This is a genomic window from Bradyrhizobium sp. (genome assembly GCF_016213215.1).
Lineage (GTDB): Bacteria > Pseudomonadota > Alphaproteobacteria > Rhizobiales > Xanthobacteraceae > Bradyrhizobium.
The window spans coordinates 1-22,811 of sequence record NZ_JACRAW010000044.1 but is presented as its reverse complement, the minus strand read 5'-3'; the positions used below and the strand labels follow the sequence as shown (position 1 = coordinate 22,811).

The window sequence follows — 22,811 nt, the reverse complement described above, 5'->3', positions numbered from 1 at the left end:
GAGTCGCACCGAGGTGAATGGCCGTTGCAAAATCGGCGCTCATGCCCATCGACAGGTTCCTGAGTCCGTTGCGCGCGGCAATCTTCGAAGTGAGCGCAAAATGTGGCGCCGGCGGCTCGTTGAGTGGCGGTATGCACATGAGGCCTGAGATCTCGAGTCGGTATTTCTCGCGGCAATTGGCGATGAAGGCATCCGCTTCACCCGGCGCCACGCCGGCTTTCTGGGGCTCCTCGCCGGTATTGATCTGGACGAACAGTTGCGGTCGCTTTTGTTGGGATTCGATTTCCTTGGCTAACGCCTGGCAAATACTCGGGCGATCGACCGAGTGGATGGCATCGAACAGCGCGACCGCTTCCTTGGCCTTGTTGGACTGCAGCGGCCCGATCAGATGCAGCTCGATGCCCGGGTGGGAAACGATCAATGATGGCCACTTGGCCTTGGCCTCCTGCACCCGATTTTCGCCGAAGACGCGTTGGCCGGCCGCGATGACCGGTACGATCGCGTCGGCCCCGAAAGTCTTGGAAACCGCAATCAGCGTCACCGACGAGCGCTCGCGCCCTGCTTCCTTGCAGGCGCGCGCGATCTGCTGCTCGACGGCCGCAAGGCCGCTTGGTGAATGCGAGGTTATCGGCGGAACATTTTCTGGCATCTTCGCGCTCGGTCGATAGTGAATCTGCGGAGTTAGTTCGAATTTTACCGAGTTCGAGAAAGGCTTCTTGAAGCCCTTCCTCTATCCTGGCCTGCGGGGTGGGAAAGAAGATGACGAAGTTCAGTTTCAACGGCAACAGAGCGAAACTCAAGCAGCTTCTTGGGATCCGGGCGAGGCTGGCCCTGCTCGCGATAATCCTGGTGGCCCCGCTGATGCTCGAGCGCGTCCGTTCGCTTGAGGATGCCCGCGCCAAGCAGATCGCCCAGACCACGGCTGAATTTTCTACTCTGGCGAGGTTGAGCGCTGACTCGCAGCGCGAAGTAATGTCCTCGGTCGAGACCCTCCTGAAATCAGAGGCCTATATCCGCGCCACCAACGGCGTCCGCGCCAGCTGTGACGTGCTGCACGCGAGCCTACCCACTGCTCTGCCCTGGATTCGCACCCTGCTTATTGCCGGCGGGGACGGCCGGATCCAGTGCTCGACCAACAGCATGTATGTCGGCCTCAACTTGAGCGATCGGAAGTACTTCCAGGAGGCGCAACAGAGCGGGCGTTTCGTGCTCAGCGACTTCCTGCTCGCCAGGCCGTCCCAGACACCGACCATCATGGCCGCCTATCCGGTTTCGGCCCTCAACAAGGACTCCGATGCGGTTGTTCTTGCCACCGTGAGCCTCGACTGGATGTCCAAGATAATGAACAGCCTGGGCGGTCGCCCCGGGATTTCGTCGGTGCTGATCGATGGTTCCGGGACGGTGCTTGCGGCGCCGGCCGACCAGGTCGGCAAGATCGGGCGACCGCTCGAGAACCTGCCGCTGTTGTCGGCGATTTCCAACTTGGCCCTGCATTCGGACAAGGATGAAGGCTCGCTCTCTTTCACGGCGATCGAGGGCTCGAAGCTCGCGGTCACCTTCGCCCGGATAGCCGGCACCGGCGCACGCCTGATCGTCAGCATCGATGAAAACAAGGTCTCGGCGGCGGCAAACCGAGACATTCGCACAGCCTATCTCCTGCTCGGCCTGGTCTGCGGGCTCGTGTTGCTCGGAGCCTTGTTCGCTGCAGAAAAGCTCGTGATTCAGCCGATCAGGAAGCTGGCCACGATGACGAAGCGTTTCGGCCAGGGCGACTGGTCGGCGCGCGCAACCCAGGGCGGCCTGCCAGCCGAATTCGTGCCGCTCGCCAGCGCCTTGAACGTGATGGCGGCACAGCTTCAGGAGCGAGACCGCGAGCTCGTCGCGACCAACGAAAAACTCCGGGTGATGGCTTCGGTCGACCCGCTGTCCGGGCTCGCCAACCGCCGCGGTTTCCAGAGCCGCTTCGACTTCGAGTGGATGAAAGCGCTGCAGCACGGCTGCTCGCTGTCGCTGTTGATGATCGACGTCGATCATTTCAAGCTTTACAACGATACCTACGGCCATCCGGAGGGCGATGCCTGCCTGACAAGGCTGGGCGAGACTCTGTCCGGCATTGCCGCCAAGAACATGGGCTTCGCCGCGCGTTATGGCGGCGAAGAGTTCTGCCTGCTGCTGCCGAAAACCGATATCGTTCGCGCTGTGGAGATCGGCGAAGACGTGCGGGCAGCCGTGCTGGGACTGGCACTTCCGCACAGCACCTCGAATCACCTGATCGTCACGGTGAGCATTGGAGTCGCCTCGGCCCGGCCCAATGACCGGCTGCGTCCTGTCGATCTGATCGAAGCCGCCGACGCTGCGCTCTATGCCGCCAAGAACCGCGGCCGCAACAACGTGGCCGAGCACGGCACGATGCAGGCCGCCGGCGGAACCGGCGAAATGGCGATTGCGAGTTAACTCGCCGCTGCAAGCGCGGTTTCTAATTCGGCCTCGGTGACCACCCGATTCCGGCCGCTCTGCTTGGCGCGGTAGAGAGCGCGGTCGCACCGCTCAATCAGTTCGTTCATCGACTCTCCCGGCTGGAACTGCGCCACGCCGATCGAAACGGTGATGGTCGGGAGAAGTTCGCCGGTGGAACGGCGCGTGATGTGACATTCGGCGATCGAACGGCGGACCCGCTCGGCGACTGCGGTGGCGGCCCCAAGATTCGCGCCCGGAAGCACGGCAAGCAGTTCCTCCCCGCCGTAACGGGCCGGCAGATCGCCTTCGCGAACTTTGTCGTGCAGCACCTGCCCAATCAGCTTAAGCACCTGATCGCCGACGCCGTGGCCGAAGTTGTCATTGAACTTCTTGAAATGGTCGACGTCGAGCATCAGCACGCTGAGCGGCTCGCCTTTTTCCATCGCATCGATCTGGACGACGCGGAAGAACTCATCGAGCGCGCGCCGGTTCGGCAGCCCCGTGAGCGTGTCGGTCTTGGCGCGTTGCTCGGATTTCGACAGTGAGTCGCGAATCGTATCCAGCTCGCGGTTCTTTTCGTCGAACCGCTCTTCCAGCTTGCTTGCGCGAGCGGCGGCTTTGTTGAGTTCAGCGATCAGTTGCGAGACGAGTCCTTTCGGATCGAGCCCTGCGTTCGTTTGATCGGCCACGTCGCTGATGGCCTGCATGTGCGACTGGTTGTCCTCAATCGCGTTGGCCAGATACTGCTTCGCTGCCATCAAAACCGCCTGAAGCTGACCCGAGGCTGTGGCGGCAATCGTAATATCGGAAGGCTCGATGTAGGTCGCGAACAGATCCTGATTGACCCTGGAATCGAAGGCACGGCGATTGTCGATCAGGATATCGATGGCGTGTTTGAGATCGTCCGGCGCGCCAAGGAAATAGTGGAACCAGACATTGAAATTGTTTGGCGTGGCGGGAATGCGCTGCTCCGCCATGGTTCGCATGGCCCTTTCCGCGATCGAGGCGGCGTAGTCGTGGTCCAATCGGTCGAGGGTCGTATCCATAGACAAAGCCGATCCAGGTCGCGAAGGTCGCGCGATAACCTGCCACTGACCTGTTAATCCCCCCTCAATCGCCCACTCCGTATTTGTCCGGACCCCTTCTCGGACTAACTGGCACTAGCCAAAAGCGGGAAAAGAAGCCGTGGCGGCCCCATTGACCCCTTAAGGGCTTCTATGGCCTAGTCCGCCGTCTTCAGGATGGCCGAAGCCACGAAAAACGCCGCGATTCCATGACCTCCGAACGCTATAACGCCCGCGACGCCGAACCGCGCTGGCAACGCCAGTGGGACGAAAAGCGGATTTTCGTTTCACGGAATGACGACCCGCGGCCGAAATATTATGTCCTTGAGATGTTCCCCTACCCGTCCGGGCGCATCCATATCGGGCATGTCCGGAATTATACGCTCGGTGACGTGCTGGCGCGGTTCATGCGCGCCAAGGGCTTCAATGTTCTGCATCCGATGGGCTGGGACGCGTTCGGCCTGCCGGCGGAGAACGCGGCGATCGAGCGCAAGATCGCGCCCAAGGCCTGGACCTACGACAACATCGCCGCGATGAAGAAGCAGTTGCGCTCCATCGGCCTGTCGCTCGACTGGTCGAGGGAGTTCGCCACCTGCGACCCTACCTACTACAAGCACCAGCAGAAGATGTTCCTGGACTTTCTGCGCGCCGGGCTTGCGGAACGCGAGAAGCGGAAAGTGAACTGGGACCCGGTCGACATGACCGTGCTCGCGAACGAGCAGGTGATCGACGGTCGTGGCTGGCGCTCGGGCGCGGTCGTCGAGCAGCGCGAGATGAGCCAGTGGGTGTTCAAGATCACAAAGTTCGCGCAGCAGTTGCTCGATGCGCTGGATACGCTCGACCGCTGGCCCGACAAGGTACGGCTGATGCAGCGAAACTGGATCGGCCGATCAGAAGGGCTCCTGATTCGCTTCGCGCTCGACCCCGCGACGGCGCCCTCCGGCGAGACCGGGCTGAAGATCTTCACGACACGCCCCGACACGCTGTTCGGCGCCAAGTTCATGGCGATTTCGGGCGATCACCCGCTGGCGCAGGCGGCGGCGGCGAAGAATCCGAAGCTTGCCGAGTTCATCGCAGAGATCAAACGGATCGGTACCGCGCAGGAGATCATCGATACCGCCGAGAAGCAGGGCTTTGACACCGGGATCAAGGCAGTCCACCCGTTCGATCCGAACTGGAAGCTGCCGATCTATGTCGCCAATTTCGTGCTGATGGAATACGGCACCGGTGCGATCTTCGGCTGTCCGGCGCACGACCAGCGCGACCTCGATTTCGTCAACAAATACGGCCTCGGCAACACGCCGGTCGTTTGCCCCCAAGGCCAGGACCCGAAGACGTTTGTGATCACCGACACCGCCTATGACGGCGATGGCCGCATGATCAATTCGCGCTTCCTCGATGGCATGACCATCGACCAGGCGAAGGAAGAGATCGCCAAACGGCTGGAGAGCCAGATGCGCGATGGCGCACCGGTCGCCGAACGGCAGGTCAATTTCCGCCTGCGCGACTGGGGCATTTCGCGCCAACGCTACTGGGGCTGCCCGATCCCGATCATCCACTGCCCGAAATGCGACGTGGTCCCGGTGCCGGATGCCGATCTGCCGGTATTGTTGCCAGAGGACGCCACTTTCGACAAGCCGGGCAACGCGCTCGACCATCATCCCACATGGAAGCACGTCACCTGTCCGAAATGCGGCGGCAAGGCCCAGCGCGAGACCGACACCATGGACACGTTCGTGGACTCGTCGTGGTATTTCGCGCGCTTCACCGATCCCTGGAACGAGAAGTCGCCGACGACACCGGCGGTGGTCAACCGGATGATGCCGGTCGACCAGTATATCGGCGGTGTCGAGCACGCGATCCTGCACCTTCTGTACAGCCGCTTCTTCGTCCGCGCGATGAAGGCAACGGGCCACATCACCATGGACGAGCCGTTTGCCGGCATGTTCACCCAGGGCATGGTGGTGCACGAGACCTATCAGAAGGCCGACGGCACTTACGTCACCCCCGCCGAAGTGAAGATCGAGACCTCGGGCAGCGAGCGCCGCGCCGTCCTGCTGCCGGGCGACGAAGAAATTTCGATCGGCCCGATCGAAAAGATGTCGAAGTCGAAGAAGAACACGGTCGATCCCGACGACATCATCGCAACCTACGGAGCGGACGTGGCGCGCTGGTTCATGTTGTCGGACTCCCCGCCCGACCGGGACGTGATCTGGAGCGACGAGCGGGTGCAGGGTGCCTCCCGCTTCGTGCAGCGGCTGTGGCGGCTGGTGAGCGAAACGGCCGGCGTCGCCAAGGCGGCACCGGCAGCTCGGCCGGCCACTTTCGGCCCCGATGCGTTTGCCTTGCGCAAGGCCGCCCATGGCGCCCTGGACAAGGTCACCAGCGGTATCGAAAGACTGCACTTCAACGTCTGCCTCGCCCATATCCGCGAATTCGCCAACGCGTTGTCGGAATTGCTGCAGCGGGGCGTCAAGCCGACGCCGGATCTCGCCTGGGCGGTACGGGAGGCAGGCCAGATCCTGGTGCAGCTGTTCGCCCCCATGATGCCGCACCTGGCCGAGGAGTGCTGGCAGGTGATCGGGCAAAAGGGGTTCGTTTCCGAGGCCCCCTGGCCGCAAATCGAACGCGATTTGCTGGTCGAAGACACCGTGACTTTGGTCGTTCAGGTCAACGGCAAGAAGCGGGGCGAGGTTACCGTGGCAGCCGCAGCTCAGAATCCGGAAATCGAGGCTGCCGTTTTGTCTCTGGATGCAGTAAAAGTGGTTTTGGACGGCAAACCCGTCCGCAAGGTCATCATCGTTCCCAAGAGGATCGTGAATGTCGTCTGCTAGAGCCCGCATTGCTGCCCGCCTTCTGGCGGTGGCCGCCCTGGCGGCGCTGACGGCGGGCTGCTTCCAGCCAATGTATGCCGAGCGTGCCGACGGCGCGCCCGGTTTGCGCGAGAAGCTGATGGGCGTGGAAATCCCGCCGGTCGACAAGCCGAACGCGTCGCGCGACGCTCGGGTCGGCGTGGAAATTCGCAACGCGCTGGCGTTCAAGCTTTATGGCAGTGCGACCGGCATGCCGCCGACGCATCGCCTGGTGCTGCGCTTCGCGACGACCCGCTCGTCGCTGATCGTCGACCCGAACACCGGGCTGCCGAGCAGCGAGAACTACGGCATCGACGCCCAATACAATCTTGTTGATCTCGCGACCAACAAGTCGGTCATGACCGGTACGACGTTCTCGCGTGTGACCTACGACATGCCGGGCTCCTACCAGCGCTTCGCGCGTTCGCGCGCTTTCCGCGATGCGGAGGACCGCGCCGCCAACGAGATTGCCGAGAATATCCAGACGCGCCTGGCGTCGTTCTTCACCGCTGGCACCTGACGTTCTTGGTCGCGCTGCGCGGAAGAGAGATTGACGCCTTTCTCGCCCGCCCCGACGCGGGCCGTCCCATCATCCTGCTCTATGGCCCCGACGCGGGCCTGGTGCGCGAGCGCGCCGACGCGTTGATTGCCTCGGCGGTCGATGACCCGAACGATCCTTTCTCCCTGGTGAGGCTCGATGGCGACGAGCTTTCGGCCGAGCCTTCCCGGCTGGTCGACGAAGCCATGACGGTGCCGTTGTTCGGCGGCCGACGCGCGATCCGCGTTCGCGCCGGCTCCCGCAGTTTTGCCAGCGGTATCGATACCCTGGCGGAAATGCCGGTGAAGGACTGCCGCGTCGTCATCGAAGCAGGCGAGCTGCGCCCGGAGTCGCCGCTGCGCAAGGCCTGCGAGCGGGCCAAGACCGCGGTCGCGATCGGCTGTTATCCGGACACCGAACGCGACCTCGCCAGGCTGATGGATGACGAGCTGAGACTGGCAAATCTGCGGATTGCGCCCGACGCCCGCGCGACACTGACCTCCCTGCTCGGCGGCGATCGCCAGGCCTCTCGCAACGAACTGCGCAAGCTCACGCTCTACGCCCACGGCAAGTCAGAGGTGACGCTCGATGACGTCATGGCCGTCGTGGCCGATGCATCCGAGCTGAAGCTCGATCCGATCGTCGACGCCGCTTTCGCCGGCAAGCCCGACATCGTCGAGACCGAGTTCGGCAAGGCAATGGTCGCCGGCACCTATCCGGGCGTGATCATCTCGGCGGCGCAGCGCCAGGCTGCCTGGCTGCACAAATCCGCGCTCGCCGTCGCCGAGGGAACGCCGGTTGCCACGGTGCTCGACAGCGGATTTCCGCGCCTGCACTTTTCGCGCAAGACCAGCGTCGAGATCGCGCTGCGCAACTTCAGCGCCACGCGCCTCGTCGGCATCATCGAGCAGCTCGCCACCGCCGCGCTCGACATGCGCAAGCAACCGGCCCTGGCCGCCGCGATCGCTCAGCGTTCGCTGCTCTCGATCGCAGCCGGCGCGAAACGGCGGGGATAGAACCGCGATTGCGGGCATGCCTCCGGGCACCCCCGGAACGGACAGCCAGCTAACCGCTCTTCTCCAGCCGTCGCACCACCTCGTCGAGCTGTTCGAGGTTGCGATAGCTGATCTGCACCGTGCCGCCGGGATTGCGGTGATTGATCGAAACGCTGAGCCCGAGCGCGTCGCCGACGCGCTTCTCCAGCGCGATCGTGTCCGGATCCTTCGTCTTGCCGCCACGGGCCTTCTGCGGCTTGCGTTCCGGCACGCCCTCCTCATGCGCGAGTGCTTCGGCCTGGCGCACGTTCAGCCCTTCCTCGACGATCCGCTTGGCGGCGGCGAGGGGATCCGGCACGCCGATCAGGGCACGGGCGTGACCGGCGGATAGCTGGCCGAGCGCGATATAGGCCTGAACTTCCGCCGGCAATCTGGTCAGCCGCATCATGTTGGCGACATGGCTGCGGCTCTTGCCGACGATCTTGGCAATGTCTTCCTGGCTGCGTTTGAACTCGTTGGCGAGCGCGTGATAGCCCTGCGCCTCTTCCATCGGATTGAGGTCCTCGCGCTGAACGTTCTCGATGATCGCAAGCTCGAGCGCGTCGCTGTCGCTGACATCGACAGGAACGATCGGAACTTCGTGCAGACCCGCCATCTGCGAAGCGCGCCAGCGCCGCTCGCCGGCGATGATTTCATAGCGGTCCGACGTGCCCCGTACCGGCCGCACCACGATCGGCTGGATCACGCCGTGCTGCTTGATCGAATCGCAAAGCTCGCGCAGCTCGGTATCGGAGAAATTGCGGCGCGGGTTGCGCGGGTTGGGCTTCAGGAACTCGATCGGCACCTTGCGCTGCGTACGCGGCCGTTCGACATGCGCGGCCTCACCGCCCACATCGCCGATCAGACTTGCAAGACCGCGGCCCAATCGCGAACGCGCTTCGTCGGCCATCGCCAGCTCCCTTGGATTCAACTCGAACGCTCCTGTTACTTTCCACCGTCATTCCGGGCGCGAACCCGGGCTCTCGATGCTCATGTCCTCTGGTTTCGAGATTCCGGATCAATGCGCTGCGCGGATCGTCCGGAACGACACTCTCTTGATCAATTCGCGCGCAGATCGCGCTCGCGCTGGATCACCTCGGTGGCGAGCTTCAAATACGCTTCGCTGCCGACGCATTTCAGATCATAGACCAGCACCGGCTTGCCGTAGGACGGCGCCTCGGAGATGCGCACGTTGCGGGGAATGATGGTCTTGTAGACCTTCTCGCCCATGAACTGCCTGACATCGGCGACGACCTGGTTCGACAGGTTGTTGCGCGCGTCGAACATGGTCAGCACGATGCCGTGGATCGACAGGTTCGGATTGAGATTCGACTTCACCTGTTCGACCGTCTGCAGCAGCTGCGAGAGGCCTTCGAGCGCGAAGAACTCGCACTGCAGCGGCACCAGGATCGCGTCCGATGCCGCCATCGCATTCACGGTGAGAAGGTTCAGCGACGGCGGGCAGTCGATCAGCACGTAGGTGTAATCGGCATCCGGGGAGACGTTGTTGTTGAGCGAGGCGATCGCATCGCGCAGCCGGAAGGCGCGGCCCGGTGTGGTGCCGAGCTCGAGCTCGAGCCCGGACAGATCCATGGTCGAGGGCGCGATATGCAGCCGCGGCACGGCCGTCGGTACCACCGATTCGCGCAAGGAGGCTTCGCCGACCAGGACGTCATAGGTCGAGCAGCTGCGGTTGCGGCGGTCGATCCCCAGACCTGTCGACGCGTTGCCCTGCGGGTCGAGATCGACGATCAGAACACGCTCACCTATTGCCGCGAGTGCCGTGCCAAGATTGATCGCGGTGGTTGTCTTACCGACGCCGCCCTTCTGATTCGCGAGCGCCAGAATGCGCGGATGGCCCGGCGGAATCGTCTCAGTGGTCTCCTGATTTACCTCGTCCATTACCGTCATGTCCGCTCACCCCACACTGACTTCGGGCTTCAGCCGCGCCGTTCGATCCTGTCGAGCTCCACGATCCAGCCATCCCCGGTCCGACTGGCGTGAAGGCGACACTCAGTTTTCCAACATTTAGCGGCTTCGGTCAATTCAGCCTCTACATCTTGACCCTTCAAGAACAGCGCCTTTGCGCCTTGGCGCACCAGCGGTTCCGCGAAGGAGATGAGCTGGTGTAGCGGAGCGAGCGCGCGAGCGGTGACGCAATCGACCGGGCCGGTGATTCTATCCACAGTATCCCCGATCTCAGCGAGATGTACGACTCCTGGAGCGCACGTAATTCGCAGGGCCTCACGGAGGAATGCAGCCTTCTTGGCATTGCGCTCAATCAGATGAATCTTGGCACCGGGCGTGCCGGCCAAGGCGCAGGCCAGCACTACGCCGGGAAAACCACCACCGCTACCGAGGTCTGCCCACACCTTCGCTGAAGGTGCGAGGGCCAGGAGCTGGAGCGAATCGGCGATGTGCCGGGTCCAGAGGTGCGGCAGCGTCGAGGGTGCGACGAGATTGGTTTTAGCCTGCCAGGCCAGGAGCAGATCGAGGTAGCGGTCCAGGCGCTGTTCTGTTTCACGTGAAACGGCAGCGAGCGCCAGGGCGGTGGCTTTGTCGGAAGCCAGATCCGACGAGGGAGCACGCAATGCGGTCGCAGCGGCTTGTGGCGATTTCGATTTCCCGGATCTGGTCATTGGACTCCCTCGGCCGCGACGATCTCGTCGGTCACTTCGTCCACCGGACGCCCAGATGTTTCACGTGAAACGCCCCGCTTTGACTACACGCTCGCTGCCGAGGTCTTCTTTCGGGCCTCGCGGCGAAGATAGGCGGCCAGGATGCCCAGCGCCGCTGGCGTCATGCCGTCGATCCGTGCCGCTTGGCCGACGGTCCACGGACGCGCGGTCTCGAGCTTCGCGCGCACCTCATTGGAGAGGCCCGGCACCAGCCGGTAATCGACCTCGCTCAGTACCAGCGCTTCGTCGCGGCGGAAGGCGTCGACGTCGGCGTTCTGGCGCTCCAGATAGACGTCGTACTTGGCGTCGATCTCCAGATGGCCCGCGATCGCAGGGTCAATGGCCGACAGCTCCGGCCAAATGGCGCGGACTTCAGACCAGCCGATTTCCGGATAGGCCAGCAGTTCAAAGGCCGACCGGCGCTGGCCATCCTTGTTCAACGCCAGGCCGTGCCTTGCCGCTTCATTCGGCGTGAGCGCCAGCGATTTTGCCAAGCTCCTGGCTGCGCGCAGCGCGTTCATTTTGGCGCCGTGCCGCTGCGCCCGGGCGCTGCCGACACATCCGAGCGCGATCCCCTTGTCGGTCAGGCGCTGATCCGCATTGTCAGCCCGCAGCGTTAGCCGATATTCGGCTCTCGAGGTGAACATCCGATACGGCTCGGCGATCCCCCGCGTCACCAGGTCATCGATCATCACACCGAGATAGCCGTCGGCGCGGTCGAAAACGGTGAGTGCCGCTCCGCCCGCTGCCAGGGCGGCATTCAGACCGGCAACGATCCCCTGCCCCGCCGCCTCTTCATATCCCGTCGTGCCGTTGATCTGCCCGGCCAGGAAAAGGCCGCGGACTCGCTTGGTCTGCAGGGTCGGATCCAGTTCGCGCGGATCCACGTGATCATATTCGATGGCGTAGCCGGGCCGCACCATCCGGACCCGCTCCAGCCCCGGGATTGAGGCCAGGATCGCGAGTTGAACCTCTTCCGGCAGCGAAGTCGAGATGCCGTTGGGATAGACGGTGGTGTCGTCGAGCCCCTCAGGCTCCAGGAAGATCTGATGGCCGTCCCGATCGCCAAAGCGGACGATCTTGTCCTCGATCGAGGGACAATAGCGCGGCCCCGTGCTCTTGATCTGCCCCGAATACATCGGCGAGCGGTGCACATTCGCCCGAATGACCTCATGCGTCGCCGCAGTCGTGCGAGTGATCCCGCACTGGATCTGTGCCGTCGTGATCCGACCGGTCATGACCGAGAACGGCTCCGGCGGATCGTCTCCGGGCTGCATCTCGACTGCCGACCAGTCTATGGTGGTGCCGTCCAATCGCGGAGGCGTGCCGGTCTTCAGGCGGCCCAGCGCAAAGCCGGCGCGCTCGAACGAGGTCGAAAGGCCGATGGCGGGCGCTTCCCCGACCCGCCCCGCCGGCCAGGTCTTTTCACCCAGATGGATCAATCCGCGAAGGAACGTGCCGGTGGTGACAACGACCGCTCCTGCCCGCAGGAGCCGACCGTCTGCCAGTCGTACCCCGGTCACTCTCCCGTCGGCGATCGTCAGCTCGTCCGCTTCGCCCTCGATCACACCGAGCCCGACGGTCTCGCTGATCGCGGCCTGCATCGCGGCCGCATAGAGCTTGCGATCCGCCTGAGCACGCGGGCCACGGACTGCAGGGCCCTTACGTCGGTTGAGCATGCGAAACTGGATGCCGCCCAAATCCGCCACCCGACCCATGAGGCCGTCCAGGGCGTCGACCTCGCGAACCAGATGACCTTTGCCCAATCCGCCAATCGCCGGATTACAGGACATGGCGCCGATGGTCGCGAACCGGTGCGTCACCAGCGCGGTCGCCGCACCCATTCGCGCGGCGGCAGCCGCGGCTTCACAGCCGGCATGGCCGCCGCCGATAACGATGACGTCGAAGAAATCCTGCGCTGCGAGCATGAACGCCTTCTACCGCGAAGCTGCGGGAGCCGGAAGAGCGAATACGGAGTTCTGTTTCACGTGAAACAAGTCCAGTCCGGGGCGAGCGCGATGGAAGTGTCCTCGGAGCTAGGCCAGCGGCCGAGATCCGGATGTTTCACGTGAAACAAGAAACGATGGACCGAGCAGGGCAGGGTGTCTCGTCATTTGCCGATGCAGAAGGTCTGAAAGATCGTCCCCAGAACGTCCTCAACATCTATCCGGCCAAGCAGCCGGCCCAGGGCGACCGACGCGGCACGCAATTCCTCGGCCACCAGCTCCTCACCCTGCTCAAGCCGCAGACTGCGCTCCAATGAATTCAGCGCCTCCTGCAGCAATTCCCGCTGCCGCACCCGCGTGACGACGGCCCCCTCGCTGCCGCCCAAGTAATTCGATGCAAACGCCACCAGCGCCGCAACGAGCTCCGCGACGCCGTCTCCGCGGCTCGCCGAAATCGCAAAATAATTTCCGCCAACCTGCGGCCCGGCTGACGCTTGTTCGCATCCTCCCGATCTCTCCGGACCCGCTTCAAGATCGATCTTGTTTCGGATGATCCAGACCTCCGACTCGCCGTCCGATCGACTTCCTCGTTCCACCTTGCCATCCGTTAGCCACAGCACCAGATCGGCTTCGGCCGCTCGGGCCCGTGCCCTCCGAACTCCCTCCTGCTCGACCGGATCAGCTGTGTCGCGAATGCCCGCGGTGTCGATCACAGTGACTGGATAGCCGTCCAGATCGAGCTGCACCTCGATCACGTCGCGCGTCGTCCCTGCGTGTGGCGACACGATCGCGACCTCGCGTCGCGCGAGCTGGTTCATCAAGGTCGATTTGCCGACGTTGGGTGGACCGGCGATCGCGACGACCAGCCCTTCGCGCAAGCGTTCGCCTCTGCCCTGCCCGGCCAGCACCTCCGCAATCTCGTCGCGCAACGCTTTGATGGTCACGAGCGCCGGTGCCATCAACTCCGTAGGCACATCGCCCTCGTCGGAAAAATCGATCCCTGCCTCGATCAGGGCGGCTGCCTCGATGATTCGCGCCCGCCAATCCCGAGCCCTGTCTCCCAGCAATCCCCGGAGCTGTCGAAGCGCCTGTCGCCGCTGACGGTCGGTGTCGGCGTGGATGAGATCGTCCAGACCTTCGGCTTCCGTCAGATCGAGCTTGCCGTTCTCGAACGCGCGCCGGGTGAACTCGCCAGGTTCGGCAGCGCGGACGTTTTCGATCGACGCCAATGCCGCGAATACGGCGGACAGGACAGCACGTCCGCCGTGAACGTGAAATTCGGCGACGTCCTCGCCGGTCGCACTCGCCGGTCCCGGAAACCACAGCACGATCGCATCATCGATCGGCTGGCCTTCGCCCTCACGCAACAAGACCCGACGTGCCCTCCGCGGGGTCGGAAGTTCTCCGGCCAAGGCAGCTATTGCCGGACCAGCCTGTTGACCCGACACCCTTACAACTGCGACCGCGCTCGGCGGTCGGCCCGACGAAAGAGCAAAGATGGTCTGGTCACGCGGATGCATCACTTATTTGTCCGCCACGGCAAGAGAACGCAACGTGTTTAGCTCACCGCTTTCGCGGTGATCGGGCGCCGCTGGAACAGGCCACCTAGGAAAGGGAATGCTGCATGTTGCATCGCAGCATGAAGCTGCAGCAATTTTGCTGCTAGATCGCCTCGGCCGTAGCCAGCTATTTGCGACTCAGCATATTTCCTACCTATTTCAATAACTTAATGTCCTCAGGTCCAGCGGCTTGACCTTCCCACGTTTTTTGCAGTTCCGCTGCAGCAAGAGCGCAGCAAAAAGAAAAGGGCGCCCGCAGGCGCCCTGTAGTCCAAGCGTCCAATTCCACTTAGGTGTTCATGGATTCGAAAAATTCCGCGTTGCTCTTGGTATTCCGTAGTTTGTCGAGCAGGAAGTCGATCCCGTCCATCGTGCCCATCGGGTTCAGGATACGCCGCAGCACGTACATCTTCTTCAGCACCTGCGCATCCGTGATCAACTCTTCCTTGCGGGTGCCGGAACGGGCGATGTCGATGGCCGGGAAGGTCCGCTTGTCGGAGACCTTCCGGTCCAGAATCAGTTCCGAGTTCCCGGTGCCCTTGAATTCTTCGAAAATAACTTCGTCCATGCGGCTGCCGGTATCGACCAGCGCCGTTGCGATAATCGTGAGCGAGCCGCCCTCTTCGATGTTGCGCGCCGCGCCGAAGAAACGCTTGGGCCGCTGCAAGGCGTTGGCGTCGACACCGCCGGTCAGCACCTTGCCCGACGACGGCACCACCGTGTTGTAGGCGCGGCCAAGCCGTGTGATCGAGTCGAGCAGGATCACCACGTCCCGTCCGTGCTCCACTAGGCGCTTGGCCTTCTCGATCACCATTTCCGCCACCTGGACGTGACGCGCCGCCGGCTCGTCGAACGTCGAGGACACCACCTCGCCTTTCACCGAGCGCTGCATGTCGGTGACTTCTTCCGGCCGCTCGTCGATCAGCAGGACGATCAGATAGCAGTCCGGATGATTGTGCGTGATCGAATGCGCGATGTTCTGCATCAGCACGGTCTTGCCGGTACGCGGCGGCGCGACGATCAGAGCGCGCTGGCCTTTGCCGATAGGAGCAACGATGTCGATGACTCGCGCCGACAGATCTTTCCGGGTCGGATCGTCGATCTCCATCCGGAACCGCTGATTGGGAAACAACGGGGTCAGGTTGTCGAAATTGACCTTGTGCTTGGACTTTTCCGGATCCTCGAAATTCAGCGTGTTGACCTTGAGCAGCGCGAAATAGCGCTCGCCTTCTTTCGGGCTGCGGATGTGGCCCTCGATAGTGTCGCCGGTGCGAAGCCCGAAGCGGCGGATCTGCGACGGCGAGACATAGATGTCATCCGGTCCCGGCAGATAATTCGCGTCCGGCGAGCGCAGGAACCCGAAGCCGTCAGAGAGCACCTCGACGACGCCCTCCCCAATGATGTCGGTTTCCTGGATTGCAAGCTGCTTGAGAATGGCAAACATCAACTCCTGCTTGCGCATGGTGCTGGCGTTCTCCACCCCGTTCTCTTCCGCAAACGAAACGAGCTCGGCCGCGGTCTTGGACTTGAGGTCTTGAAGTTTGATTTCCCGCATTGGGGTGATCCTGTGGGGTAACTCTGGGAAGCGGTGCGATGTGGCTTGGTGCGGACGCAAGCAACAGGTCCGCAGGTCTACCGAGGAAAGCGCCTTTGAGGCTTGGAAACCTGATGCGCCGGCCGGCTCACAAGAGACCGGGAGACAGCCACATCCGCCTGCATTGGGTGGGGATCAGGAGAATATAGAAAATCGGCTGATACTCCGCAAGCCGAAGCACTGAGCTGTCAACTCCAGACGGCTTTAAAATGGTTTTACGATCACCATGATCACAATAGCGATCATCAAGATCGTTGGTATCTCATTGATTATCCTATAGAATTTTTGACTATACTTATTCCGGTCGGCGGCGAAATCCTTCACCCACCGTGCGTAGAAACCGTGGACGGCGGACAGAGCGATCACCAGCGCCAATTTGACGTGCAACCAACCCGAAGCCAACCAATGCCCCGACCACGCAAGATAGAGCCCGAGAAGCCACGCGAGAATCATCGCCGGATTGATGATTACCTTCAACAGTCGGCGCTCCATCACCTTGAACGTCTCGGACTGCTTCGAGCCGATCTCCGCTTCGCAATGATAAATGAACAGCCGCGGCAGGTAGAGCATTCCGGCCATCCACGAGATAATGGCAATGACATGCAAAGCCTTGATCCACAAATACATGCCGATGCCTCACCGTCCTTGCGCTCCGGCAGCGCCGAAAATTGAAGTCGCTTGCCGAGACATATCCGCTGGCTGGCCTCTTCTAAACTAATAAATCTTAGATTCTTAAGGTTTGAGTCTGAGTGAGCGTGGATTTGACTCACGCAAGGCTGTCCGGCCATTGCGCCTGCGTTGTTCACATCGGTCAACATTCCCTGAGCCAATCCGACCGGACGCGGGAACGTACTGCGGTTCAAAGACTTGCGCCGAATTGTCAGCAGCTTATGAAGAGGGAGGTCCCCACTATCCCGTTTGCGTTTCGGGAGGCAGGCCACGTTGTCCTGTTCCCCAGCACTGTGAAGAAATCTGGCCGTTATCCCGGGCGTGCTGTCGCAGATCTCTTTCCGTCGGGTTAAGCTCCACAGGGATCCACAGATAGCCCACCCGTAATACAAAGGGTTTTCGTGCCGACTTCGACCAACTACTTCCATCTCCACCTCGTCTCGGACTCGACGGGCGAAACCCTGATCACCGTCGCGCGCGCGGTCGCTGCGCAATATGCGAACGTGACGCCGGTCGAACATGTCTATCCGCTGGTGCGAAGCCAGAAGCAGCTCGATCGCGTCCTCGACGAAATCGAGGAAGCCCCGGGCATCGTGCTGTTCACTCTGCTCGAGAAGGATCTCGTCGACCGTCTCGAAGGCAAGTGCAAGGAGATCAACGTTCCAAGCCTGTCGATAATCGGTCCGGTCATGCAGCTGTTCGAAGCCTATCTCGGCGCGGCAACGGCCGGTCGGGTCGGCGCCCAGCACGTCCTCAACGCAGACTATTTCAAGCGCATCGACGCGCTGAACTACACCATGATGCACGATGACGGCCAGCACGTCGAAGGCCTGGAAGAAGCGGACGTGGTGCTCGTCGGCGTTTCGCGCACCTCGAAGACTCCCACCTCGATCTATCTTGCCAACCGCGGTATCCGCACCGCGAATGTGCCGCTCGTTCCGGGTATTCCGATCCCCCATCAACTTGAGACGCTGAAGAAGCCATTGGTGGTGAGCCTGCATGCAACGCCCGAGCGATTGATCCAGGTCCGCCAGAATCGGCTACTCAGCATGGGCGCGGGTCCCGGTGGTAACGACACCTATATCGATAAGCAGGCCGTGGCGGACGAGGTTGCCTTCGCCCGCAAGCTCAGTGTGAAGTACAATTGGGCGCTGCTCGATGTGACCAGACGGTCCATCGAGGAAACTGCGGCGGCGGTCATGAAACTCTATACCGATCGCCAGCGTAACCGGATTCCGGAATAGATGGACCAGCGATGACTTTCTGGCTCGGCGACGCTCCCTTGATCCTGGCTTCGCAAAGTCGTGCGCGGCAAATGCTGCTTGCCAGTTGCGGCCTCGAATTCGAAGCGATGCCGGCCGATATCGACGAGCGCGCCTTGCAGGAGAATTCGCGGCTTCCCAGCCCGCGCGACATCGCTCTGCTCCTGGCCCGCGAGAAGGCGAGGACCGTATCGGTAGAACATGCCGATCGTTATGTGATCGGCGCCGACCAGACGCTTGCACTGGGGGACCGCCTGTTCAGCAAGCCCGCCGACCCTGTCCAGGCTGCTGCGCAGTTGGCTCTGCTTGCCGGTCACACCCACGAACTCCATTCCGCTGTGGCGATTGCCCGCAACGGCAATATCCTGTTCGATGACGTTTCGATTGCGCGCATGACCATGCGGCCACTGCGTGGGGCGGACATCGCCACCTACCTTGAACAAGTGGGCGAAAGGATTACGACCAGCGTCGGCGCCTACCAGCTCGAGCACATGGGCGTGCATCTGTTCGAGCGAATCGATGGCGATCATTTCACCATTCTCGGCCTGCCATTATTGTCGTTGCTTGCATTTCTGAGGCGCGAGCGCCTACTTGCGCTGTAAGCACTTTTTGATGGTGGCGCCTCAATGCTGATTCTGGGACTGACCGGCTCGATTGGAATGGGAAAATCAACCACCGCGAAGCTGTTTGAGGAGGCGGGTGTCCCCGTTTATGACGCGGACGCCACCGTTCACAAGATTTACGAGGGCGAGGCCGTACCGGCGATCGAGGAGGCCTTTCCCGGCACGACTGCCAACGGCAAGGTCGATCGCGCCCGCCTGTCGGCGAAGGTCGTCCACGATCCGGAGGCCATGAGGCGGCTTGAGGGCATAGTCCATCCGATGCTGCGCGCCTATCATCAGAAGTTCCTCGAAGATGCCGAGCGCGCCGGCGCGCCGGTCGCAGTGGTGGACGTCCCGCTCCTGTTCGAGACCGGCGGAGAAAAACGGGTCGATGCCGTCGTGCTGGTGTCCACCTCTCCGGAAAACCAGCGCCAGCGTGTTTTGGCTCGCGAGAACATGACCGAAGAAAAGCTGGATGCGATCCTGGTGCGGCAGATGGCGGATGCCGAAAAGCGCAAGCGTGCCGATTTCGTGGTGGATACCTCGCACGGCCTCGATCCGGTGCGGGCGCAAATCCGCGACATTCTGCGCGAGGTCGTTAAGATGCCGCAGCGGCGGAGCTGATTCGCCCGCTTTTCCGGCGACCATCATGCGCGAAATCGTTCTCGATACCGAAACCACCGGCCTCGATCCACTGCGAGGCGATCGCCTCGTCGAGATCGGCTGCATCGAGATATTAAATCGCATGCCGACCGGACAGAGCTTCCACCGCTACATCAATCCCGAGCGAGACATGCCGGCGGAGGCCTTTGCGGTTCACGGCCTGTCGACCGAGTTTCTCGCCGCCAAGCCGCTGTTTGCCGAAGTGGTGGAGGAGTTTCTGGAGTTCATCGGCGACGCGCCGCTCGTCATCCACAACGCGTCGTTCGACGTCAGCTTCATCAATGCCGAGCTCGAGCGCATCAAGCGCCCGGCTATCTCGCGCGAGCGACTGGTCGACACGCTGCTGCTGGCGCGACGCAAGCATCCCGGCGTTTCGAATCGCCTCGACGATCTCTGCTCACGCTATTCGATCGACAATTCCCGTCGCACCAAGCACGGCGCGCTGCTCGACGCCGAACTGCTTGCCGAGGTCTACGTCGACCTGATCGGGGCGCGTCAGTCGCAGCTTATCCTCGCCGCCGAAAGCGAGGAGATCCGGGTCGGCGTGTCGGGCGAGCTGATGCGGCGACAGCGACCGGCGCCCCTCGCACCGCGGGTGACCGACACCGAGCGCGACGCGCATCGTGCCTTTATCGCCTCCTTGGGCGACAAGGCGATCTGGAACGAGTTTCTCACCTCACCCGCTTCTCAGGCATGACGCCGTCAGCGCGCGAAGCACGCGCGCTCTGCAGGAGAAATCTTCAGCGGATCAGCGCCGGTCTCAGCTCGGCTTGGCCGGTGCCGCTGCCTGCTGCGCGGCCATCTGCCGTTCCATGTTTTGCCGGTACAGACCGACGAAATCGACCGGGTCCAGCATCAGAGGCGGGAAGCCGCCGTCGCGGACAGCGGTTGCGATGATCTCGCGGGCGAACGGGAACAGCAGCCGCGGGCACTCGATCATGATCAGCGGATGCAGGTTTTCCTTCGGCACGTTCACGATACGGAACACGCCAGCATAGGCCAGCTCGAAGCTGAACATCAGCTTGCCCGCGTTCTCGGCCTTGCCCTCAACCGAAAGGGTAACCTCGTACTCACTTTCGGAGAGGCCGTTGGCGCCGACGTTGATCTGGATGTTGATCTGCGGCGGCTGCGCCTGGGGCTGCAGCGAGGCCGGTGCGTTCGGATTTTCGAACGACAGATCCTTGGTGTACTGCGCCAGCACGTTCAACTGGGGCGGGGGAGCCGCTTCGGGCGGGGTCCCGTTGCCGTTGGTCATGACTTCTCTCCTAACCCGAATGGGCCATTTGTTGCGGCGAGTGGCTAACATAGCCGCGCCACGTTCCACAAGGACGAACGGTCACTGGCCGCTCTGCTGACCGGACAACGCCTGGGCAAGGGTCGATCGGGCTGCCAGACCGGCTCCCCAATAACCTTAAACGATTGAATATGCGCGATTTCCAGGCAGGATCGGGTTTCCCCTTAACCTCAAAACGCGCTAGAATTCCGATGCGCTAAAACGCGCCATTGGCTGGGCAAGATTTCGTGCCTACATCCTGCGGACTTGAAACGGTGATGCAGCCTCGCCGTTCCCTTTGTGGGGCGGCCCACCGCCGGAACAGTTCCGGCAAAGACCAGAAAGCGAACACGACGTGGATATCTATACCATTATCTTCCTAGCGCTGGCGGTCTTCATCTTCCTGCGCCTACGGAACGTGCTCGGGCAGCGCACCGGCAATGAGCGGCCACCGTTCGATCGCGCCGCGCGCAACGCGTTGCAGGGCGCCCAGGACAAGAACATCGTTTCAATACCGGGCAAGGTGATCGATCAGCCGCCGCCCCCTCCAACAGCTGAGGCGATGCCGCCGACCGACCGCTGGAAGGGTGTCGCGGAGCCGGATTCGGCTCTGGCGCAGGGACTCGACGCCATTGTGGAAAAGGATTCGTCCTTTGATCCGCGTCATTTCGTCAGCGGTTCCCGCGGCGCCTACGAGATGATCGTGCTTGCCTTCGCCAATGGTGATCGCCGGGCCCTGCGCGACCTGCTCTCGTCGGAAGTCTTCGAGAGCTTCGATGCCGCGATCAAGGAGCGCGAGAAGGCCGAGCAGAAGACCGAGACGCGGTTCGTTTCGATCGACAAGGCCGAGCTGGTGAGCGCGGAGCTGCGCGACCGTACCGCGCAACTGACCGTCCGCTTCGTTTCGCAGATGATTTCGGTGACCCGCGACAAGGCCGGCAATATCGTCGACGGCAGTCCCGACAAGGTCGCCGATATCACCGACGTCTGGACCTTCGCCCGAGATATCACCTCTCGCGATCCGAATTGGAAGCTGGTTGGCACCGGAAGCGCGCAATAGTGCAAGCGGCTTGAAACGATTCGCTACGGCGGCGTGCGTCGGCGCCGTGGCGCTATCGGTGTTTTCGCTTGGCGCGGAAGCCTCGCGCCGCCATCACCGCGTCCATCGTAGTCCCGAGGTGGCGACAGCCGTCCCTGCTCGCCACCTGCCCTACCCCCGGCTTGCCTTTCCCCTGGAAATCCCCGGCGCGCAATACCTTCCGCTCGCCTGGTCCGACATGGTCGGCTGGAGGGAAGACGACCATCTCGCTGCCTACAAGGCGTTTCGTGCAAGCTGCCGTTCCATCGCCGCGCAGCGCCAGCCGCCCGCCGAACCAAAGGCATTGGGGACCTCGCTGCGCGATCCCTGCCAGATCGCGAGGTCGCACGACCTTTCCGACGATGCAAAGGCAAAGGCGTTCTTTGAGGAGCACTTCCTGCCCGTGCGCATCTCGCGCCTCGGCGAAGCGGACGGCTTCGTCACGGGGTATTACGAGCCGATCCTCGAGGGATCGAGGACGCAAACGGACCTCTACACCGTGCCGGTCTATCGCCGCCCCTCTAACCTCTTCGTCCGTGGTTACACCCAGGCCTCTCCCAGCCTGCCGAACAAGGGCCAGGTGTTCCGCAAGATTGGGCGGCGCAAGCTCGTGCCATATTACGAGCGCGGCGAAATCGAAGATGGCGTGATCGCAGGCCGCGGATTGGAGATTTGCTGGCTGAAGAACCAGACCGAGCTGTTGTTCGCGCAGATCCAGGGTTCGGCGCGCATTCGGCTCGAGGACGGTTTCACCGTTCGCATCAACTACGATGCCCATAACGGTTACCCGTATACGGCGGTTGGTCGCGTTCTGATCGACCGTGGCATCATCCCTAAAGAGGAGATGTCGATGCAGAAGATCAGGGAATGGATGGAGCAGAACCCTGACGGCGCCAAGGAAGTGCGGCGGCAGAACCGTTCCTACATCTTCTTCCGCGAGGTCAAGCTTTCCGACAAGGATGAAGCGGTCGGCGCACAGGGCGTGCCGCTGACGCCGGGGCGGTCGATCGCAGTGGACAAGTCGCTGCACGTCTATGGCACGCCGTTCTTCATCGAAGGCGAGCTGCCGATCGAATCCGAACGAGCCAAGACGCCGTTCCGCCGATTGATGATCGCGCAGGATACCGGCTCGGCGATCGTGGGTCCGGCGCGCGCCGATCTCTACTTCGGGGCTGGCGCCGATGCCGGCCGGGTCTCGGGGCGGTTGCGTCACAACATGCATTTTGTGATGCTGGTGCCGAAGAGCCTGGATCCCGTGGCACGCGGCCAGAAGATGCCTCTGCCCGATCCCCGGCCATCCGAAAAGATCGCAAAACTGTTTCCCCAGACCGCGCCGGCCAAAGATCAAAGCAAGGATCAAAATCAGCAGAAGACCCAGGTCACCGGCACGAAATCGGTCGATGTATCGGCGCCCGCTTCCGCCACGCCGGCGGACGCGACGGTTGCCCTGGCCAAGCCGGTGCCGCTGCCGGAACCGCGGCCGAACATCAAACCAGGCCGCGAGTTGCGGCGGCAGGTCCATCAGCGCCGCGACCGCCAATG

General features: G+C 62.5%; 20 protein-coding genes. 10 read left to right on the top strand and 10 right to left on the bottom strand.

All coding sequences use genetic code 11. The features are described from left to right. The coding region (locus HY852_RS08925; protein WP_291604089.1) for a YggS family pyridoxal phosphate-dependent enzyme at positions 1 to 649 on the bottom strand (649 nt) is incomplete at its 3' end. A 110-nt stretch (positions 650 to 759) separates the two neighbouring features. On the opposite strand from HY852_RS08925, the gene HY852_RS08920 reads away from it, so the two are divergent. Next, a complete protein-coding gene (locus HY852_RS08920; RefSeq protein WP_291604088.1) occupies positions 760 to 2,454 on the top strand; it encodes a diguanylate cyclase in 1,695 nt (564 codons plus the stop codon). Here HY852_RS08920 and HY852_RS08915 read toward each other — a convergent pair. Then, complete coding sequence (locus HY852_RS08915; protein WP_291604092.1) at positions 2,451 to 3,434, bottom strand: GGDEF domain-containing protein; 984 nt, start codon at positions 3,432 to 3,434, stop codon at positions 2,451 to 2,453. The two genes, HY852_RS08920 and HY852_RS08915, sit on opposite strands and share 4 nt — an antisense overlap. Positions 3,435 to 3,730: 296 nt before the next feature. Between HY852_RS08915 and leuS the strand changes: the two genes are divergently transcribed. The 3 genes from leuS to holA are packed head-to-tail and all read left to right on the top strand — an operon-like array spanning position 3,731 to position 7,927. Continuing rightward, complete coding sequence (leuS, locus tag HY852_RS08910) at positions 3,731 to 6,355, top strand: leucine--tRNA ligase (RefSeq protein ID WP_291604086.1); 2,625 nt, start codon at positions 3,731 to 3,733, stop codon at positions 6,353 to 6,355. Further along, entirely contained in the window at positions 6,342 to 6,893 is a 552-nt protein-coding gene (gene lptE / locus HY852_RS08905) for an LPS assembly lipoprotein LptE (protein WP_291604084.1), read from the top strand. The genes leuS and lptE overlap by 14 nt, the downstream gene beginning before the upstream one ends. Positions 6,894 to 6,898: 5 nt before the next feature. After that, positions 6,899 to 7,927 carry a DNA polymerase III subunit delta gene (gene holA, locus HY852_RS08900; protein ID WP_291604082.1) on the top strand — a complete coding sequence of 343 codons (1,029 nt, stop codon included), beginning with the start codon at positions 6,899 to 6,901 and terminating at the stop codon, positions 7,925 to 7,927. A gap of 49 nt (positions 7,928 to 7,976) precedes the next feature. On the opposite strand, the gene HY852_RS08895 is transcribed toward holA, so the two are convergent. The 7 genes from HY852_RS08895 to hemJ all read right to left on the bottom strand — a co-directional run bounded on the left by HY852_RS08895 (position 7,977) and on the right by hemJ (position 16,349). Further along, complete coding sequence (locus tag HY852_RS08895) at positions 7,977 to 8,855, bottom strand: ParB/RepB/Spo0J family partition protein (protein ID WP_291604080.1); 879 nt, start codon at positions 8,853 to 8,855, stop codon at positions 7,977 to 7,979. Between the two features lie 149 nt (positions 8,856 to 9,004). Beyond that, positions 9,005 to 9,856: a ParA family protein gene (locus HY852_RS08890; RefSeq protein ID WP_291604078.1), complete on the bottom strand. Its 852-nt coding sequence runs from the start codon at positions 9,854 to 9,856 to the stop codon at positions 9,005 to 9,007. A 29-nt stretch (positions 9,857 to 9,885) separates the two neighbouring features. Beyond that, positions 9,886 to 10,584 (bottom strand): 16S rRNA (guanine(527)-N(7))-methyltransferase RsmG, encoded by a 699-nt coding sequence (gene rsmG / locus HY852_RS08885; protein WP_291604076.1) that lies wholly within the window; start codon positions 10,582 to 10,584, stop codon positions 9,886 to 9,888. 83 nt (positions 10,585 to 10,667) lie between these two features. Then, on the bottom strand, positions 10,668 to 12,551 hold the full coding sequence (mnmG, locus tag HY852_RS08880) for a tRNA uridine-5-carboxymethylaminomethyl(34) synthesis enzyme MnmG (protein WP_291604075.1): 1,884 nt from the start codon (positions 12,549 to 12,551) through the stop codon (positions 10,668 to 10,670). Between the two features lie 182 nt (positions 12,552 to 12,733). Continuing rightward, complete coding sequence (gene mnmE / locus HY852_RS08875; RefSeq protein ID WP_291604090.1) at positions 12,734 to 14,089, bottom strand: tRNA uridine-5-carboxymethylaminomethyl(34) synthesis GTPase MnmE; 1,356 nt, start codon at positions 14,087 to 14,089, stop codon at positions 12,734 to 12,736. A gap of 328 nt (positions 14,090 to 14,417) precedes the next feature. Beyond that, positions 14,418 to 15,683 (bottom strand): transcription termination factor Rho, encoded by a 1,266-nt coding sequence (gene rho, locus HY852_RS08870; RefSeq protein WP_291604074.1) that lies wholly within the window; start codon positions 15,681 to 15,683, stop codon positions 14,418 to 14,420. 243 nt (positions 15,684 to 15,926) lie between these two features. Further along, a complete protein-coding gene (hemJ, locus tag HY852_RS08865; RefSeq protein WP_291604073.1) occupies positions 15,927 to 16,349 on the bottom strand; it encodes a protoporphyrinogen oxidase HemJ in 423 nt (140 codons plus the stop codon). Positions 16,350 to 16,792: 443 nt separating this feature from the next. On the opposite strand from hemJ, the gene HY852_RS08860 reads away from it, so the two are divergent. The 4 genes from HY852_RS08860 to dnaQ are packed head-to-tail and all read left to right on the top strand — an operon-like array spanning position 16,793 to position 19,615. After that, positions 16,793 to 17,635 carry a pyruvate, water dikinase regulatory protein gene (locus HY852_RS08860; RefSeq protein ID WP_291604072.1) on the top strand — a complete coding sequence of 281 codons (843 nt, stop codon included), beginning with the start codon at positions 16,793 to 16,795 and terminating at the stop codon, positions 17,633 to 17,635. Between the two features lie 11 nt (positions 17,636 to 17,646). Beyond that, positions 17,647 to 18,255: a Maf family nucleotide pyrophosphatase gene (locus HY852_RS08855; protein ID WP_291604071.1), complete on the top strand. Its 609-nt coding sequence runs from the start codon at positions 17,647 to 17,649 to the stop codon at positions 18,253 to 18,255. A gap of 24 nt (positions 18,256 to 18,279) precedes the next feature. After that, positions 18,280 to 18,879: a dephospho-CoA kinase gene (gene coaE / locus HY852_RS08850; RefSeq protein WP_291604070.1), complete on the top strand. Its 600-nt coding sequence runs from the start codon at positions 18,280 to 18,282 to the stop codon at positions 18,877 to 18,879. A gap of 25 nt (positions 18,880 to 18,904) precedes the next feature. After that, positions 18,905 to 19,615, top strand: coding sequence for a DNA polymerase III subunit epsilon (gene dnaQ, locus HY852_RS08845; protein ID WP_291604069.1), 711 nt, complete (start codon positions 18,905 to 18,907; stop codon positions 19,613 to 19,615). A 63-nt stretch (positions 19,616 to 19,678) separates the two neighbouring features. Here dnaQ and secB read toward each other — a convergent pair whose 3' ends face one another. Further along, entirely contained in the window at positions 19,679 to 20,173 is a 495-nt protein-coding gene (gene secB, locus HY852_RS08840) for a protein-export chaperone SecB (protein ID WP_291604068.1), read from the bottom strand. 373 nt (positions 20,174 to 20,546) lie between these two features. Between secB and HY852_RS08835 the strand changes: the two genes are divergently transcribed. After that, on the top strand, positions 20,547 to 21,251 hold the full coding sequence (locus tag HY852_RS08835; RefSeq protein ID WP_291604067.1) for a Tim44/TimA family putative adaptor protein: 705 nt from the start codon (positions 20,547 to 20,549) through the stop codon (positions 21,249 to 21,251). Beyond that, a partial coding sequence (locus tag HY852_RS08830) for an MltA domain-containing protein (protein WP_291604065.1) occupies positions 21,229 to 22,811 on the top strand: 1,583 nt, incomplete at its 3' end. The genes HY852_RS08835 and HY852_RS08830, both read left to right, overlap by 23 nt.